Consider the following 13,900-nt stretch of genomic DNA (forward strand, 5'->3'; position numbering starts at 1 on the left):
CCCCGACGCCCCAACAAACCCTGAATTCCCTGCTGGGAACACTGCATAAATGAATTTCGTCCGGATTTCAATATGCACTGGACTACTGGACTCCCTGAGCTGGGCCTATAGCCAAGGCAAAAGCAGAGCGGGGAGTCAAAGAGAAGATGCCGGAGAAAAAGAAGGCCGCTGTTCAGGAAGCAGACCAGCAGGGTGCCGATTAGAAAGCTGTGGTCGCTCCAGCGGAGGCAGGCGCCATGTCCGTTCAGGGGCCGCAGACAGACCAGGGCATGTCTCTTATTCAGCTTGCGCCCAGCAAGACGCGGTTCCGCAGTCGGTGCCGTCCCAGACCCAGCGCCGTTAGCCGGGGCTTGGAACACCGCAGTTACGGTCTTCAACCATGGAGTGGGCAACCCGGCGTCCTCACGGGTCGTTAGCGAAACAGACAGCAGTCCGCATCAGGCACAATAGAAGGCATGGTGACTGCAATTGTTATGGTTCAGGCCGAGCGCTCCTTGATTCAGGAAACTGCTGCGGCGCTGGCGGGTGTGCCGGGCGTGCGCGAGGTCTACAGCGTCACGGGCGAGTGGGACATCGTCGCCATCCTGAAACTGGGCGAGTATGAAGCGCTGGATGATGTGGTCACGGGCCACCTGCGTAAAGTGGCAGGCATCCTGAAAACCCAGACCATGCTGGCGTTCCGCACCTATAGCGGAGAACTGCTGGATCAGGGCTTTGGGGTGGGCCTTGACGAGAGCCAGAATCGCTGAAGTCCAGTAGCGCTGCAACCCGCAAACCGCTGAAGCTGCCCCCCCTCCAGCCCAGACCTCTTTGCGCCTTCAGGCAGGGCAGGTATGCTGCTAGGTGATGACTCTGTCTGCCGCTTCCGATGGTTCTTCCGCTTCTCCAGGCGCAGTTGCCCCCGGCCTGCTGCTGGTCATTACCGGAGCGTCGGGCGTGGGCAAAGGAACATTGCGTGAAAAATGGCTGGCCGGGCAGGACGTGTTCTACAGCACATCCTGGACTACCCGTGAGCCGCGCTCCGGTGAGGTCAACGGGCGTGATTATATTTTTGTCTCGCCTACAGAATTTCTGAAAAGGGCCGAGGAGAACGGCTTTCTGGAACACGCGCAGTTTGTCGGCAACCATTACGGCACGCCGATTGAGCCTATCGAGGCGGCGCTGGAACGCGGGCAGGACGTGATCCTGGAAATCGAAGTCGAGGGCGCGATGCAGGTCAAGGAACGCATGGGCGACCGGGCCATTCTGGTCTTTATCATGCCCCCGAGCCTCACCGAGTTGCGCCGCCGCCTGACCGAACGCGCCACCGAGACCCCCGAGCGCATCGAAAAGCGGCTGCTGCGGGCCAGAGACGAGATCATGGAAGCGCACAAGTTTCGTTACGTGGTGGTCAACGACGACCTCGACCGCGCCGTGCAGGAAATGCTGGCGGTGCAGTGCGCCGAACGCGCCGCGTATAAACCCCCAGAGCAGTGGACGCCGCACGACCATGAAGCGCACCGGGCCGCGCAGCAGGTCAGCAGCCGCAGGCTGACCCGTGAGCACTTGCAACAGGTGGTGGAGTCCTGATGCCGCTGGAACTGGTTCAGGGCGACATTGCCCAGCAAGACACTGACGCAGTGGTCACGGCGGCCAACAAGCAGCTGGTGGGCGGTGGAGGGGTAGATGGGGTCATTCACCGCGCCGCCGGGCCGGAGCTGCTGCGGGCCATCCGGCAAATCGGGGGGACGCCTACGGGGACTGCCGTAATTACGCCCGCCTTCAACTTGGCCGAGCGGGGCAACAAATTTGTGATTCATGCCGTCGGCCCGGTCTGGCACGGTGGGAAGTCCGGCGAGGCCAAACTGCTGGCAGGGGCCTACTGCGAAAGCCTCAAGCTGGCCGCCGCCAACGGGTGCCGGTCGGTGGCGTTTCCGGCGATCAGTACGGGCGTCTACGGCTATCCGGTCGAGAAGGCCGCGCCAGTGGCCCTACAAGCCATTCAGGAGTTCTTGCACGACCATTCCGCAATGACAGTGCGTGTCGTGCTGTATAGCGCCGAGGCTCTCCGGGTGTTCGAGCGGGCGCTGGCGTAGTTGCGGGCCTGACCGACCTGGTTGCCGGTCAGGTGGCGCAGGTTCAGTAGGCGAACGTGATGGTCTGGTTGGCGCTGCTGAGGTCGACCGTCTGGGCGGCGGGGGTCTTTTTGCCCGCAGTAGCCGCCAAGACGGTATACACGCCCTTGAGTCCGGTAACGGCGCCCCCGCTGGCCAGCGTGTAGCTCCGGGCGTTGCCGTCGGCTGCCGTGACAGTCACCAGATGGGTGCCGCCCGAACCGGTAAAATTTACGGTCAGGGCAAAGGTCTTTGAGGGGGTGGTGGTCGTGGTGGTCGTGGTTGAGGAACCGCAGGACGCCAGCCCCAGCGAGAGGGCCAGCGCGGCCCCACCGAGCTTCAGCTTTAGGCGGCCTAGGGCCAGAGGGAAGGGACGTGAGATCATGGCCGTTATTGTCTCACAGCCCACATGGGCGGCCAAGTCGGTTTCGATGAGGAGGCGTTGGTGGCGCACAATGGGAAGAATATGTCAGACCGTGAAGTCAATTTTGCCCGCGCCATTCTCGGAGAGCGTTCTTACCGTGACGTGCCGACCGACGAGGTGCTGCGAGGGGCCGAGCGCCTGCTGAACGAGTGGATGGGCGGCGAAATCCGCATGGAGCGCCCCAAACTGTACGATCACTACGCCCTGCTGCTGCTGGGGCTGCTGCAAAAAAACCGTGACCTCGAAGCTAGGATCGCGGCGCTGGAGGCCCGGCATGACTGAGCGCGTGCCCCCCAGGGTTAAGATTTGCGGCACGACCTCGGTGGCCGACGCGCTTATGTGTGCCGAGGCCGGAGCTGACGCACTAGGGTTTATTTTTGCGCCGGTGAGTAAGCGCCTGGTGACTCCTCAGGTGGCCCGCGCCGCCAGCCTGAGTGTCGGCCCGGCGGTGACCCGCGTGGGCGTATTCATGCACCAGGGCCTGGATGAAGTGCTGCGGCTGGCCGAGACGTCGCGCATGACGGCGGTTCAACTGCACGGCCCGCTGCCAGCACTTTACGTAGAAAGCATATGCGCGTATTATTCCGTTCTACGTGTTCTGCGCCCGACCGAACTGGCCGCAGAAAGAAACATGTGGGAAGGACATTCGGCTGTGACCCTGATGCTCGACGCGCCCGAACCAGGCAGTGGTATGACGCTTGACTGGGGCGCTTTGCAGGCCAATTTTCCAGCAGGTGGTTGGCTGGCGGGTGGACTGGGCCCGTCGAATGTGGTGCAGGCTATTGAGTTGTTAAGACCAGCTGGGGTAGACGCGGTCAGTCAACTAGAGGCCCGTCCGGGGGTCAAAAATCCACAGGCGGTTCAGGCTTTTGTAGACGCGGTTAAGGGCTTCAAAAGCTGAGTTATCCACAGGCTGGAGGTTCGCTGTGGATAACTTTCTGGGCCTCCCCAGCGGGTCATTTCCGGCGCGTATCTCTGGTGTCAGACGCCCTTTTTCTGGCTTTGACGGATGAGCAAGTTTGGGGGTATCCACGCTCTGTCCACAGGGCCTGTGGATAACTTTGTGGATAACTTTGTGGCTTAGGACAGGCCGCAGCAGAGCGCAATCGCCTGTCCACCAGCCACCACATCTCCCCCTGGCAGGTAGGCTACGGCGGCCCCGGCAAATGGAACCCGCGCCGCCGTGTGGGTCTTGACCCCCAGGTGCTCGAAGTTGCCATGGTCGCTGCTCAGAATGATCCGGGTACCCGTGTCTAACAGGCCCGTAAGCAGCGCGTCCAGGTTGCGCAGATAGGCGCGGGCGGCCTGCCCCACCACCGAGTGCGGCGTCACGTTCGGCGCTCCCTCGTGTCCGAGCAGGTCACTGAACCACAGGTCGGCCACCAGCAGATCCCAGTCCTGGGCGGCCTGTCCAAGAACCTTTCCCTGTTGCGTCAGGTCGGGCAGCGGCGCGGTCATCCAGGGACGCTCTAATCCCAGGCCCAGGGTGGCTCCAAGGAGCGGCAGCCCCGGCGGATTGAGGGGCAGGCCCGCCGCCCGGAACGAGTAGGGAAAGCAGCCCAGGCGGTTGCGCCCGCTGCCGCGTGTGCCGGGAAGAGGCGGGGCCAGATACTGCGGCTCGTAGCGGTTGACCAGCGCGGTGCGTGCCCCGGCCCGGGTCAGGCGTACTGGCAGACTGAACTGCTGCAACAGGCGCTGTAAGGTCGGTCCCGGCTGCGGCCCGAAGTGTTCGCCCATCAGCGCCACGGCGTCGTGTCCAGTGAGCCAGCAGCTTTGCCCGGTGCCCGACTGCGGTAGCCCCGGCACTCCGAGGGCGGCGTCAAGGGCCATCCCCTGGTCTATAAGAGGCCGCAACACTGGTAAGTCCTGTTCCCACGGACTCTCAGGCGGCGCGTCGGCGGGATGGCCCACACCGTCGAGCGCCAGCCAGAACAGGCCGCTCACGCCTTTGCCCTCATGACCGCAGCATACACGCCCACTTTTTCCTGATCCAGCAGACGCTGACCGGTTCAGGCCCCTGCTGCCAGGCGACGGCCCGGACGCCGGGAAAAAGCGTGTGCGAGGGCGAAACCCCGCACTTTGAGATAAGGGTGTGAGAATGGGGCGCTAGACTGCCACACATGGACAACCGCACCAACCTTGACGATTACCTGGCAGGTCTGGGAATCAGTGACGCGGACGAGAACGCGCCGCCCCTGCCTGTGCCCGATGCGGCCCTCACTGCCGCACCTGCCCTGGAAGCGGGCCACGAAGACCCCCGCACGGTGCTCGAACGCTTTGTCAAGGGTCTGATTGCGCGGGTAGACCCCGGCCTGAGCTACACCATCCGTGAGGTTGAAGAAGCCTTTGAAGTTGAACTGAACGGCGAACATGCGGCCCAACTGGCGGGCCGCGATGGGCGCACACTGGGGGCCATAGAAGTGATTGCCTACACTGTGCTTGCCAAGCAGGCGGGGCGCGCTGACCTGCGGGTGCGGGTGGACATGGGGGGTTACCGCAAGCGGCAGGCTGACACGCTGGCAAAACTGGCCGAGCGACTGGCCGTGCAGGTCGCCAAAAGCGGCGAGGCCCACGAGCTTCAGCCCATGCCCGCCGCTGACCGGCGCATTATCCATATGACCCTCAAGGAAAACCCTGACGTGATCAGCGAGTCGGTGGGCGAAGGAGCCTCGCGGCGGCTGATTATTCGGCCCCGGCATGGGTGATGGGGTGCGCGGTGCGCGTTTTTAGAGCAGTTCTGCAAAATGATGAGCACGTTGGAAAAACACCGCCGCCCCCTTCATTCTACGTCTTGCTCTTTCTTTTTCACTCGTTGCACTCGGCAAAAAGAGGGTCAAAAGAGCACCACCCTTTTGCAAAATGCTCTAAGTCAGTGGTGAGAGGTGAGAGGTGAGTGGAACCACGCTGCGGGAGCTGCTAAGCCAGTCCGTCGCCACGCTGAAGCTCGCCAATGTTCCCTCGCCAGAGGTGGATGCCCGCGAGCTTTTACAGCGTGCGCTGGGGCTTTCGCGTGTGGCGCTGCTGACCCGCGCCGCTGAAGTTGTTGTTGAGGCCGACGCCGCAAAAGTGGCAGACCTGGTGGCCCGCCGCGCCGCCCGCATACCGCTGCAACACCTGCTGGGCGAGGTGGAATGGGGCGGCGTACGCCTGAAGGTAGATGGGCGGGCACTGGTGCCGAGGCCGGAGACGGAAGTGCTGCTGGAACTGGCGTTGCGGGTAGCAGAAGGCTGGTTGGCCCCGTCCTTGTCCACAAGCCACAAGCCACGAGCCAAAAGCATTCTCGACATCGGCACAGGGACGGGCGCACTGGCCCTCGGCCTCAAAAATGCCCTTCCAGACGCCGACGTGTGGGCCTGCGACATCAGCGGCGAAGCACTGGCACTGGCAAGGGAGAACGCCGCGTTAAACGGGCTGGACGTACATTTCGTGCCGTCGGATTTGCTGGGGGCCTTTTTGCAGTTGGGGCAGCCGCGCCCGGTGTTCGACCTTATCGTGAGTAACCCGCCCTACCTGCCCGCCGCCGACCGTGAAACGGCCGACCCCGAAGTGCAGCACGACCCCGAACTGGCGCTGTATGCCGGAGACGACGGCCTGGCACTGGCCCGCCCGCTGGTGGCCGAGGCGTGGCAGGTGCTTTTGCCAGGCGGCACGCTGCTGCTAGAGCTTGACCCGCGCAATGTGGAGCAGTTGGCGGGCGAAATGCAGGGCTGGCATTCCGAAATCCTGTGCGACTTGACTGGGCGGCAGCGGTTTTTGCGGGCTGTCCGCGCCGGGTGAACGAAGACCCGGAAGTTGCGTTCAGCAAGTGTTAATCTAGGAGAGCAGCCGAGGGGCTGACATTCTTTTTTATCCAGTCGCGTCCCGTGAGACGCTCCAGCCCCGACATTGACAGGCTGGTTAGCCTGCCCAGCGAGGCGGCACCGGAGACGAAAATGCTTACCGCAATGACATTTCAGCGTCGTCCCACCACTGTTCGGGAGGCGCTTTTCCTACATTACAGGGGGACAGTATGACCACAGGAGAACTTAATCGGGGCGAACTGAAGTACGAGGGCAAGGCCAAGCGAGTGTACGCGACTGCTAACCCAGCCGAGTACATCGTGGAGTACAAGGACGACGCCACCGCCTTCAACGCCCAGAAACGTGGCACCTGGGAGGGCAAAGGCCAGACCAACAACGCCATTACCGCGCATCTGTACCCCCAGCTCGAAGCCGCCGGAATCCCCACGCACTTTATAGAGAAGCTGGATGACCGCCACCAGCGCGTAAAGGCCGTGGTTATTGTGCCGGTAGAAGTCATTGTCCGTAACGTGGCTGCGGGCAGCTTTAGCAAGCGCCTGGGCATTGAGGAAGGCACGCCGCTCTCTCGCCCCGTCGTGGAATATTGCTACAAAAGTGACGCGCTAGGCGACCCGTTGATCAACTCAGACACCGCCATAGCGCTGGGCTGGGCTACCCAGGAAGACCTGAAGACCATCCGTGAGTTAGCCCTGAAGGTACGCGACTTTTTGACTGACTACTTTGCTCAGCGCGGCGTGCGCCTGATTGATTTTAAGCTGGAGTTTGGCAAGTTGGCAGACGGCGAAATCGTGCTGGCCGACGAAATCAGCCCCGACACTTGCCGCTTTTGGGACGCTACAACCAATGAAAAGCTGGACAAAGACCGCTTCCGACGTGACCTGGGCGGCGAGGCCGAAGCCTACGCCGAGATGCTGCGGCGCGTGACCACTGAAGTCTGAGCGTTTAGGGTGTGCGCTTGTTTAAGTTCCCCCGCTGATGCTTTAAAGCAGTTCGCTCAACATTAAGCTATTTATAACGCCATTTAACGCCAAATAGTCGCTTATAGACAACTCCCAAGGAGTCTTCATGAATTACCAGGCCAGAATCTATATTACCCTCAAGCCTTCTATCCTCGATCCGCAGGGCCGTACTGTTGAACGCGCCCTTTCGCACCTGAACCACACCAACGTGGGCAATGTCCGCATCGGCAAGTACATCGAACTGAACCTCAGCGGCGAAAGGGACGACGTGGAAGCGCAACTCAAAGACATCGTGGAAAACGTGCTGAGCAACCCTATCATGGAAGACGCCCGCTGGGAGCTAGACGAAGCATGAGCCTGCCTGACGTGATCCGGTTGCAGGAGAAGTTTGACTTGTTTAGCGAGCACTGGCAGCCGAAGGTGATCGGGGAACTGAACGGCCAGCACATAAGGCTTGCCAAGATCAGTGGTGAGTTCGTGTGGCACAGCCACGAGCACGAGGACGAGCTGTTCATGGTCATGCAGGGCAAATTGCTGATGCGTTTCAGAGACGGCGAGCGGCGTGTGGGGGTAGGCGAGATGATCATCGTGCCGCGCGGTGTGGAGCACCTACCAGTCGCAGAAAGTGGAGAGGTCTGGATAATGATGTTTGAACCTGCGGGCACCCTGAACACCGGGAATGTCGTGAACGAGCGCACGGTGTCGCAACCGGAGCGCGTATGAAAACCGCCGTTATACAGTTTCCAGGCTCCAACTGCGACGCCGACGCGCTACACGCCGCCAAACTTCTGCTCGACGACAGCGCCGAGTTTGTATGGCATACCGAAACCGACTTGCCAGAAGGCACTGAGCTGGTCTTTCTGCCCGGAGGCTTTAGTTACGGCGACCACCTCCGCAGCGGCGCGATTGCCGCCCGCAGCCCGATTATGAATGCGGTCAAGGCTCACGCCGAAGCAGGCGGGTATGTGCTGGGCGTGTGCAACGGCTTTCAAGTGCTGACCGAGGCGGGGCTGCTGCCCGGTGCGCTCAGCCGTAACCGCGACATTCATTTTCACTGCCAGTCGGTACACCTGCGCGTGGAGAACAACCAAACCGCCTTTTCCCGCGCCTACACTCAGGGTCAGCGTATAGAAATCCCCATCGCGCACGGTGAGGGTAACTATTACGCCAGTGCCGCCACTATCGCCGAACTGGAGGAGGGGGGCCGCGTGGTCTTTCGCTACGCCGACAACCCCAACGGCAGCCTCAACGACATTGCAGGCATCGTGAATAAGCGCGGCAACGTACTGGGTATGATGCCGCACCCCGAACGCGCCCTAGAGTCGCTACTGGGCAGTGAAGACGGGCGCGGCGTATTTGAGTCACTGAAGGCGAAATAGTACGACTTCTCGCAGTATGGTAACCTAGAGTATGACAGCTATTCCTCTATTTAACTTGGGCAAGTACCTGCAAGAGCACGGGCTGACAGCTTATGCGCTGGTCAAAGAGGTCGAGGGCAAGGTTCCCGCCAGCACAGTCTACGGTCTGGCGCGAAAGCCCGCCCAGCGCATTGACCTGCCGACGGTGTACGCCTTACTGGAGGCTCTGGAACGGCTGTGTGGCAAAAAAGTAGAGATAGGAGAAGTTGTCGAACGGCTGGAGCGGCAGGCGGATGCGCCTCCAAAACCTTCTGCCGCCGCCCCGAATCTGGACAAGACCTTCCGTTACAGCGGCTCTGGCAAACGCCTTGGCCTACCCTCTGGCACCGTGTCCCGCCTGATTTCTGAAGGGCGTGAACCTTGACCATTTTGTATCTGGATTCTAGTGCCCTCGCCAAGTTGTATTTGGATGAGGACAATACAGAACAGCAAAAGGTCATTGATTTACTGGGTGAATACCCGAAGGTTGCTACCTGCATCATCGCTTACGCCGAGGTGAGCGGCATTTTTGCCCGCCTTTTTCACGGAGGCACTCTGGATGAAGCGGACTACGCCGACAAGCTAGGGCGGTTTACGGCTGACTGGCAAACGGTCATCGTGCTGGATGTAACCCCAGAAGTGAATAGTCGCGCCGCCCAAGTTATGAAAGCCCAACGCGGCCTGCGGGCAATAGACGCGCTCCACCTTGCCGCTGCTCTCACCCTGCGCGGGAGTGTCAGCCTGCGCTTCGTCACCTTTGACACGAGGCTAGAGGAAGTGGCCAATAAGTTAATGGCGGAGGCGGTGGCGTGAGCCTAAGTAAAAATTTGCCTGAGATACTTTGAAATGGGAATGTTTCTATTATTTTTGGTAGCACTCGACATTTTTTCCTTGCTTTTTGTGCTTATGCTTTTTAGCATTGTTCCCTCATTCGTCGCCACTAGTTCGGGAAATCAAGAGGATTTCAAAATAATTTATTTTAAGGCTGTTTATTCCGTCCCGATTGGCTTCATTTTAGGCACTGCCATCACCTATCTCCTCTCCTTATCAGAGCATCCCGACCTCACTTGGCATGAATTGAATCTTTTCACGGTTTGGTTCAGCAAATTTCCCATCATCGCTTCTGTCGTTTTTGTGGCTGGTTTAGTGAGCCAATTTATCTATTGCTTTTCTAAAATCAGACCATCTTTAAACACCCCAACGTTGAGCAGTAAGGAGCAAAATCCATGATCCAATCCACCAAATCTCTCCGTGACCAAGCTGCCACTTTCGGCCTTACCACCGAAGAATTTGACCTCTTCGTCTCACAACTGGGCCGCGAACCCAACGCCCTTGAAGCCGCCATCATCGGCGCAATGTGGTCGGAACACTGCGGGTATAAGAACTCGCGCCCGCTGTTTAGCGCCTTTCCCACCACTGGCCCGCAGGTGCTGCAAGGCCCCGGTGAAAACGCGGGCGTGGTGGATATTGGCGAGGGTTACGGCCTGGCCTTTAAGATGGAATCCCACAACCACCCCTCGGCGGTGGAACCCGTGCAGGGCGCGGCGACGGGCGTAGGCGGCATCTTGCGCGACATTTTTGCCATGGGTGCTCGGCCTTTTGCCGTGCTGGATAGCCTGCGCTTTGGCAACCCCGATCACCCCCGCACCAAGTTTCTGGTGAACGGCGTGATCGACGGCATCGCCCACTACGGCAACGCGATTGGCGTGCCCACCGTGGGCGGCGAAGTCACCTTTCACCCCAGCTACCAGGAAAACCCGCTGGTCAACGTGATGGCGCTGGGCCTGCTGCGCCACGAAGACCTGGCCAAAGGCACGATGGGCGAAGTCGGTAACCATATTATCTATGTCGGCTCCAAGACCGGGCGCGATGGGCTGGGCGGCGCGGTATTCTCGTCGGCTGACCTCAGCGCGGCTTCGCAGGCTGACCGTCCCGCCGTGCAGGTGGGCGACCCCTTCATGGAAAAACTGCTGCTGGAAGCGACCCTAGAGGCGATTCAGGCGGGCCTCGTGGCGGGCGTGCAGGACATGGGCGCGGCGGGACTGGTGTCTTCTACCTGTGAAATGGCCTACCGCGCAGGCTTAGGCCTCACCATGAATCTGGATCAGGTGCCCACCCGCGAGTCGGGCATGGTGCCCATGGAACTGTGCCTGTCCGAGTCGCAGGAGCGCATGATTCTGGTGCCTGTCCCTGGCAAGGAACAGGAACTGTTTGACCTGCTGGAAAAGTGGGAACTAGACGTGGTGAACATTGGCGAGGTGGAGGCCCATGACCGCTACCGCCTGACGTGGAAGGGCGAAGTGGTGTGCGACCTGCCCGTGGCGCTGCTGAACGAGGCCCCCAAATACACCCGCGAGGGCGTGGAGTCGCCTGACATCAAGGCTGCCCGCGAGCGCGACCTGAGCGGCGTGCCTGTTCCCGCCGACCTGGGCGCGGTGCTTATTGAGTTGCTGTCTCACCCCACCATTGCCAGCAAGCGCCCCATTTTTGAGCGCTATGACCATCAGGTGATGACCAATACGGTGGTTGTCCCCGGCTCGGCAGACGCCGCCGTGCTGCGTGTCAAAGGCTCGGGCATGGGCGTGGCCGCGACCAGTGATTGCAACCCGCGCTTCGTGCAGCTCGACCCATATACAGGTGCCGCCGCCGCCGTTGCCGAGGCCGCCCGCAACCTCGCCTGCGTGGGCGCGACACCGCTGGCGATTACCGACAACCTTAACTTTGGCAACCCGTACCGCCCGGAGGTCTACTACCAGCTTCAGCAGGCCGTGCAGGGCATCGCCGACGCCTGCCGCGCCCTGAATACCCCCGTCACGGGCGGCAACGTCAGCCTGTACAACCAGTACACCCAGGGCGACGAGCGCGTGGCGATTCACCCGACCCCCACGATTGGCATGGTGGGCGTGCTGCCCGACGTGACGGTGCGGGCGACGCTGGAACTCAAGGCGGCGGGGCAAAAGTTGATTCTGTTGGGTGAACATGCCGACACCATCGGCGCGTCGCAGTACCTCGAAACGGTGCATGGTTTAGAAGCCGGGCAGGTGCCGGAGCTTGACCTCGGCCTCGCCCAGCAGGTGGTGGACGGCACACTGACCCTCATCCGCGCTGGGCTGACCGACACCGCGCATGACTGCGCCGAGGGTGGACTGGCGGTGGCTCTGGCCGAGATGGCTATTGCCGGGGGCATCGGCCTGAAAGTCTCGCTGGACGCCCCTACCAGCACCCGCGCCGACGCCCTGCTGTTCGGTGAAGCGCATAGCCGCGTGATTGTGGCTGTAGCTGACGAAGCCGCCGCCAGAGCCAAACTCGACGAACTGGGTGTGCCTCATGTCCTGATTGGCGAAACGCTAGACACACCTCATGTCACGATTGCCGCCCCCGCGCAACAGGTACATTTGAGTGTGAATCTTGAAGCCTTGAAGCGGGCCTGGGAAGAACCTTTGAAAGGGATACTGGGGTGAGAGAGTGGGGGGCAGACCAAGCCTCTCCTCACTCGTGGGGGAGATGTCGCGTAGCGCCAGAGGGCGGGCCACTCAGCGCCTTGACAGGCCGCCAGTTGGCTTGTCGGTGGAAAAGGGGCGGGTTCGGTGGTTACGCGCCAGTTCCCCCCCCTCCAAGCTTCTCCGCTAGGAGGGCGGCGCTCAGTGCCCAGTTTCACCATTTGGCGCTCCAGAACTCCTTCCCGATTTCCCCGGACTTCGTTGTTCTAGAGGCGCAGAATGGTGAAACCGTCTGCGGTCAAGCTGGCGTCTTGGACGCTCTCATTTTCGCTGTTCAGGTGCGACCCGTCCGGTTCCGTAATCAGGTGGGCGCGGTAGCAGGTAAAATCCACCACATACCGCCCGGTGACCTCCTGATGCCGAAAGCTCAGGCCAGGCTGGGCGCTTCGCAACCGACTCCAGAGCAGCCGCTGTTCAAAGGTCATGTCCGGGCGCAATTCGCGGGCTACTTCCGTGCCAACGCTCGTTCTAGGCGGGCGACACAACATACGCGAGTTTATCTTTTCACCCCCCCTCTGTCCCTGCCGGACATCTCCCCCACGAGGGGGGAGAGGCTAAACAAGCAAGGATTTTCCCATGCCTGAACATTTCAACGAACACGACCCCAACTTTGATAAGCCCCGCGAGGAATGCGGCGTTTTCGGCATCTACTCCGCGCCGCCCACCGACCTGGCCTGGCTGACCTATCTGGGCCTCTTTGCCCTGCAACACCGGGGCCAGGAGGCGGCAGGCATGTGCGTCAGCGACGGTGACCGCTTTCATGTAGAAAAGGATTTGGGCCTGGTCACGCAGGTCTTTGACGAGCGGCGGCTGGACTCGGTGCGCCTGCCCAACGCCCGCGTTAGCATCGGGCATGTGCGCTACAGCACCACCGGCAGCAACCTGCGCTTTAACGCCCAGCCGCTGACCACCCGCACCAACAAGGGCATCTTGGGGCTGGCGCACAACGGCAACTTTGTGAACGCGCTGGAAGTCCGCGCCGAGATGCTGCAAGAAGGTGCTCTGTTTGCCACCACCAACGACAGCGAAGTGATGCTGAACCTGATTGCCCGCGAGAGCCACATGGACTTGATAGAGGCGACGGCGGCGGCCATGAAACGCCTGCGCGGTGGCTACGCCTGCGTTTTGATGAGCCGCACCCAGCTGCTCGGCTTCCGCGACCCGCACGGCGTCCGGCCCCTGGTTATCGGGCAAAAGGCGGGCGAACAGGGCGAGGCGGGCGCGTATGTGCTGGCCTCCGAACCCTGCGCCCTGTACGCGGTGGGGGCGCGGCTCATCCGCGACGTACAGCCCGGCGAACTGGTCTGGATTGACCGCGAGGGCCTGCACAGCCTGATGGTGGAACCCCGCCAGCCCACGCCCTGCTCCTTCGAATGGATTTACTTTGCCCGTTCCGATAGCCAGCTGGACGGCATCGACACCCACGAGAGCCGTATTCGCATGGGGCAGCAGCTGGCACGGGAATACAGCGTAGAAGCCGACATCGTGGTGCCCGTGCCCGACTCCGGCATCGGCGCGGCGATTGGCTACGCCCGCGAAAGTGGCATTCCCTTCGACTACGGCCTGTACAAGAACCCCTACGCGGGCCGCACCTTCATTGCCCCCACGCAGGAGGCCCGTGAGCTGAAGGTCAAGATGAAGCTCTCGCCCACCTCCGCCGTGCGCGGCAAGCGGGTGATTCTGGTGGACGACTCCATCGTGCGCGGCACCACCAGCCGCCAGATTGT

19 protein-coding genes are annotated in these 13,900 nt (G+C 61.3%); 16 read left to right on the top strand and 3 right to left on the bottom strand.

Features of this window, described 5'->3' with window-relative positions; genetic code table 11:
• The first annotated feature begins 455 nt into the window (after positions 1-455).
• The 3 genes from QZ269_RS09395 to QZ269_RS09405 all read left to right on the top strand — a co-directional run bounded on the left by QZ269_RS09395 (position 456) and on the right by QZ269_RS09405 (position 2,075).
• Positions 456-749 (top strand): Lrp/AsnC ligand binding domain-containing protein, encoded by a 294-nt coding sequence (locus QZ269_RS09395; protein ID WP_291426455.1) that lies wholly within the window; start codon positions 456-458, stop codon positions 747-749.
• A 97-nt stretch (positions 750-846) separates the two neighbouring features.
• Positions 847-1,569 (top strand): guanylate kinase, encoded by a 723-nt coding sequence (gene gmk / locus QZ269_RS09400; RefSeq protein ID WP_291426456.1) that lies wholly within the window; start codon positions 847-849, stop codon positions 1,567-1,569.
• On the top strand, positions 1,569-2,075 hold the full coding sequence (locus tag QZ269_RS09405; RefSeq protein WP_291426457.1) for a macro domain-containing protein: 507 nt from the start codon (positions 1,569-1,571) through the stop codon (positions 2,073-2,075). The genes gmk and QZ269_RS09405 overlap by 1 nt, the downstream gene beginning before the upstream one ends.
• Before the next feature lie 43 nt (positions 2,076-2,118).
• Here the strand turns inward: QZ269_RS09405 and QZ269_RS09410 are convergent, their stop codons facing one another.
• Complete coding sequence (locus tag QZ269_RS09410) at positions 2,119-2,547, bottom strand: hypothetical protein (RefSeq protein ID WP_291426458.1); 429 nt, start codon at positions 2,545-2,547, stop codon at positions 2,119-2,121.
• Between the two features lie 12 nt (positions 2,548-2,559).
• On the opposite strand from QZ269_RS09410, the gene QZ269_RS09415 reads away from it, so the two are divergent.
• The gene (locus QZ269_RS09415; protein WP_291426459.1) at positions 2,560-2,799 is read left to right on the top strand and encodes a hypothetical protein; all 240 of its coding nucleotides are present in this window, start codon (positions 2,560-2,562) and stop codon (positions 2,797-2,799) included.
• Positions 2,792-3,418 carry a phosphoribosylanthranilate isomerase gene (locus QZ269_RS09420; protein WP_291426460.1) on the top strand — a complete coding sequence of 209 codons (627 nt, stop codon included), beginning with the start codon at positions 2,792-2,794 and terminating at the stop codon, positions 3,416-3,418. The genes QZ269_RS09415 and QZ269_RS09420 overlap by 8 nt, the downstream gene beginning before the upstream one ends.
• A 179-nt stretch (positions 3,419-3,597) precedes the next feature.
• Here QZ269_RS09420 and QZ269_RS09425 read toward each other — a convergent pair whose 3' ends face one another.
• Entirely contained in the window at positions 3,598-4,461 is an 864-nt protein-coding gene (locus tag QZ269_RS09425) for a metalloenzyme domain protein (RefSeq protein ID WP_291426461.1), read from the bottom strand.
• A 176-nt stretch (positions 4,462-4,637) separates the two neighbouring features.
• Here QZ269_RS09425 and QZ269_RS09430 point away from each other — a divergent pair, with 176 nt between their 5' ends.
• The 10 genes from QZ269_RS09430 to purL all read left to right on the top strand — a co-directional run bounded on the left by QZ269_RS09430 (position 4,638) and on the right by purL (position 12,134).
• Positions 4,638-5,222, top strand: a complete 585-nt coding sequence (locus QZ269_RS09430; RefSeq protein WP_291426462.1) for a R3H domain-containing nucleic acid-binding protein — start codon at positions 4,638-4,640, stop codon at positions 5,220-5,222.
• 184 nt (positions 5,223-5,406) lie between these two features.
• On the top strand, positions 5,407-6,294 hold the full coding sequence (prmC, locus tag QZ269_RS09435; RefSeq protein WP_291426463.1) for a peptide chain release factor N(5)-glutamine methyltransferase: 888 nt from the start codon (positions 5,407-5,409) through the stop codon (positions 6,292-6,294).
• Positions 6,295-6,526: 232 nt separating this feature from the next.
• Positions 6,527-7,255, top strand: coding sequence for a phosphoribosylaminoimidazolesuccinocarboxamide synthase (gene purC / locus QZ269_RS09440; protein ID WP_291426464.1), 729 nt, complete (start codon positions 6,527-6,529; stop codon positions 7,253-7,255).
• A gap of 127 nt (positions 7,256-7,382) precedes the next feature.
• On the top strand, positions 7,383-7,631 hold the full coding sequence (gene purS / locus QZ269_RS09445) for a phosphoribosylformylglycinamidine synthase subunit PurS (RefSeq protein ID WP_291426465.1): 249 nt from the start codon (positions 7,383-7,385) through the stop codon (positions 7,629-7,631).
• Complete coding sequence (locus QZ269_RS09450) at positions 7,628-7,999, top strand: cupin domain-containing protein (RefSeq protein ID WP_291426466.1); 372 nt, start codon at positions 7,628-7,630, stop codon at positions 7,997-7,999. Before purS ends, QZ269_RS09450 begins: the two co-directional genes overlap by 4 nt.
• Entirely contained in the window at positions 7,996-8,655 is a 660-nt protein-coding gene (purQ, locus tag QZ269_RS09455) for a phosphoribosylformylglycinamidine synthase subunit PurQ (RefSeq protein WP_291426467.1), read from the top strand. The genes QZ269_RS09450 and purQ overlap by 4 nt, the downstream gene beginning before the upstream one ends.
• Before the next feature lie 31 nt (positions 8,656-8,686).
• Positions 8,687-9,058 carry a hypothetical protein gene (locus QZ269_RS09460; protein ID WP_291426468.1) on the top strand — a complete coding sequence of 124 codons (372 nt, stop codon included), beginning with the start codon at positions 8,687-8,689 and terminating at the stop codon, positions 9,056-9,058.
• On the top strand, positions 9,055-9,486 hold the full coding sequence (locus QZ269_RS09465) for a type II toxin-antitoxin system VapC family toxin (RefSeq protein WP_291426469.1): 432 nt from the start codon (positions 9,055-9,057) through the stop codon (positions 9,484-9,486). Before QZ269_RS09460 ends, QZ269_RS09465 begins: the two co-directional genes overlap by 4 nt.
• Before the next feature lie 93 nt (positions 9,487-9,579).
• Complete coding sequence (locus QZ269_RS09470) at positions 9,580-9,903, top strand: hypothetical protein (RefSeq protein ID WP_291426470.1); 324 nt, start codon at positions 9,580-9,582, stop codon at positions 9,901-9,903.
• On the top strand, positions 9,900-12,134 hold the full coding sequence (purL, locus tag QZ269_RS09475; RefSeq protein ID WP_291426471.1) for a phosphoribosylformylglycinamidine synthase subunit PurL: 2,235 nt from the start codon (positions 9,900-9,902) through the stop codon (positions 12,132-12,134). Before QZ269_RS09470 ends, purL begins: the two co-directional genes overlap by 4 nt.
• Positions 12,135-12,379: 245 nt before the next feature.
• Here the strand turns inward: purL and QZ269_RS09480 are convergent, their stop codons facing one another.
• Positions 12,380-12,661 carry a DUF559 domain-containing protein gene (locus QZ269_RS09480; RefSeq protein ID WP_291426472.1) on the bottom strand — a complete coding sequence of 94 codons (282 nt, stop codon included), beginning with the start codon at positions 12,659-12,661 and terminating at the stop codon, positions 12,380-12,382.
• 88 nt (positions 12,662-12,749) lie between these two features.
• On the opposite strand from QZ269_RS09480, the gene purF reads away from it, so the two are divergent.
• Positions 12,750-13,900, top strand: a 1,151-nt coding sequence (purF, locus tag QZ269_RS09485) for an amidophosphoribosyltransferase (RefSeq protein ID WP_291426473.1), incomplete at its 3' end; no start/stop codon positions are given.

The sequence above is a fragment of the Deinococcus sp. genome, from assembly GCF_018260405.1.
In the GTDB taxonomy this organism is placed as follows: Bacteria; Deinococcota; Deinococci; order Deinococcales; family Deinococcaceae; genus Deinococcus.

Bases quoted from the DNA above. Each gene is read 5' to 3' on its own strand.
- QZ269_RS09470 (WP_291426470.1), top strand. From the start codon at position 9,580: ATGCTTTTTAGCATTGTTCCCTCATTCGTCGCCACTAGTTCGGGAAAT.
- QZ269_RS09415 (WP_291426459.1), top strand. From the start codon at position 2,560: ATGTCAGACCGTGAAGTCAATTTTGCCCGCGCCATTCTCGGAGAGCGT.
- QZ269_RS09460 (WP_291426468.1), top strand. From the start codon at position 8,687: ATGACAGCTATTCCTCTATTTAACTTGGGCAAGTACCTGCAAGAGCAC.
- gmk (WP_291426456.1), top strand. From the start codon at position 847: ATGACTCTGTCTGCCGCTTCCGATGGTTCTTCCGCTTCTCCAGGCGCA.
- QZ269_RS09420 (WP_291426460.1), top strand. From the start codon at position 2,792: ATGACTGAGCGCGTGCCCCCCAGGGTTAAGATTTGCGGCACGACCTCG.
- purC (WP_291426464.1), top strand. From the start codon at position 6,527: ATGACCACAGGAGAACTTAATCGGGGCGAACTGAAGTACGAGGGCAAG.
- QZ269_RS09480 (WP_291426472.1), bottom strand. From the start codon at position 12,661: ATGTTGTGTCGCCCGCCTAGAACGAGCGTTGGCACGGAAGTAGCCCGC.
- purS (WP_291426465.1), top strand. From the start codon at position 7,383: ATGAATTACCAGGCCAGAATCTATATTACCCTCAAGCCTTCTATCCTC.
- QZ269_RS09430 (WP_291426462.1), top strand. From the start codon at position 4,638: ATGGACAACCGCACCAACCTTGACGATTACCTGGCAGGTCTGGGAATC.
- QZ269_RS09405 (WP_291426457.1), top strand. From the start codon at position 1,569: ATGCCGCTGGAACTGGTTCAGGGCGACATTGCCCAGCAAGACACTGAC.
- purQ (WP_291426467.1), top strand. From the start codon at position 7,996: ATGAAAACCGCCGTTATACAGTTTCCAGGCTCCAACTGCGACGCCGAC.
- purL (WP_291426471.1), top strand. From the start codon at position 9,900: ATGATCCAATCCACCAAATCTCTCCGTGACCAAGCTGCCACTTTCGGC.
- QZ269_RS09450 (WP_291426466.1), top strand. From the start codon at position 7,628: ATGAGCCTGCCTGACGTGATCCGGTTGCAGGAGAAGTTTGACTTGTTT.
- QZ269_RS09395 (WP_291426455.1), top strand. From the start codon at position 456: ATGGTGACTGCAATTGTTATGGTTCAGGCCGAGCGCTCCTTGATTCAG.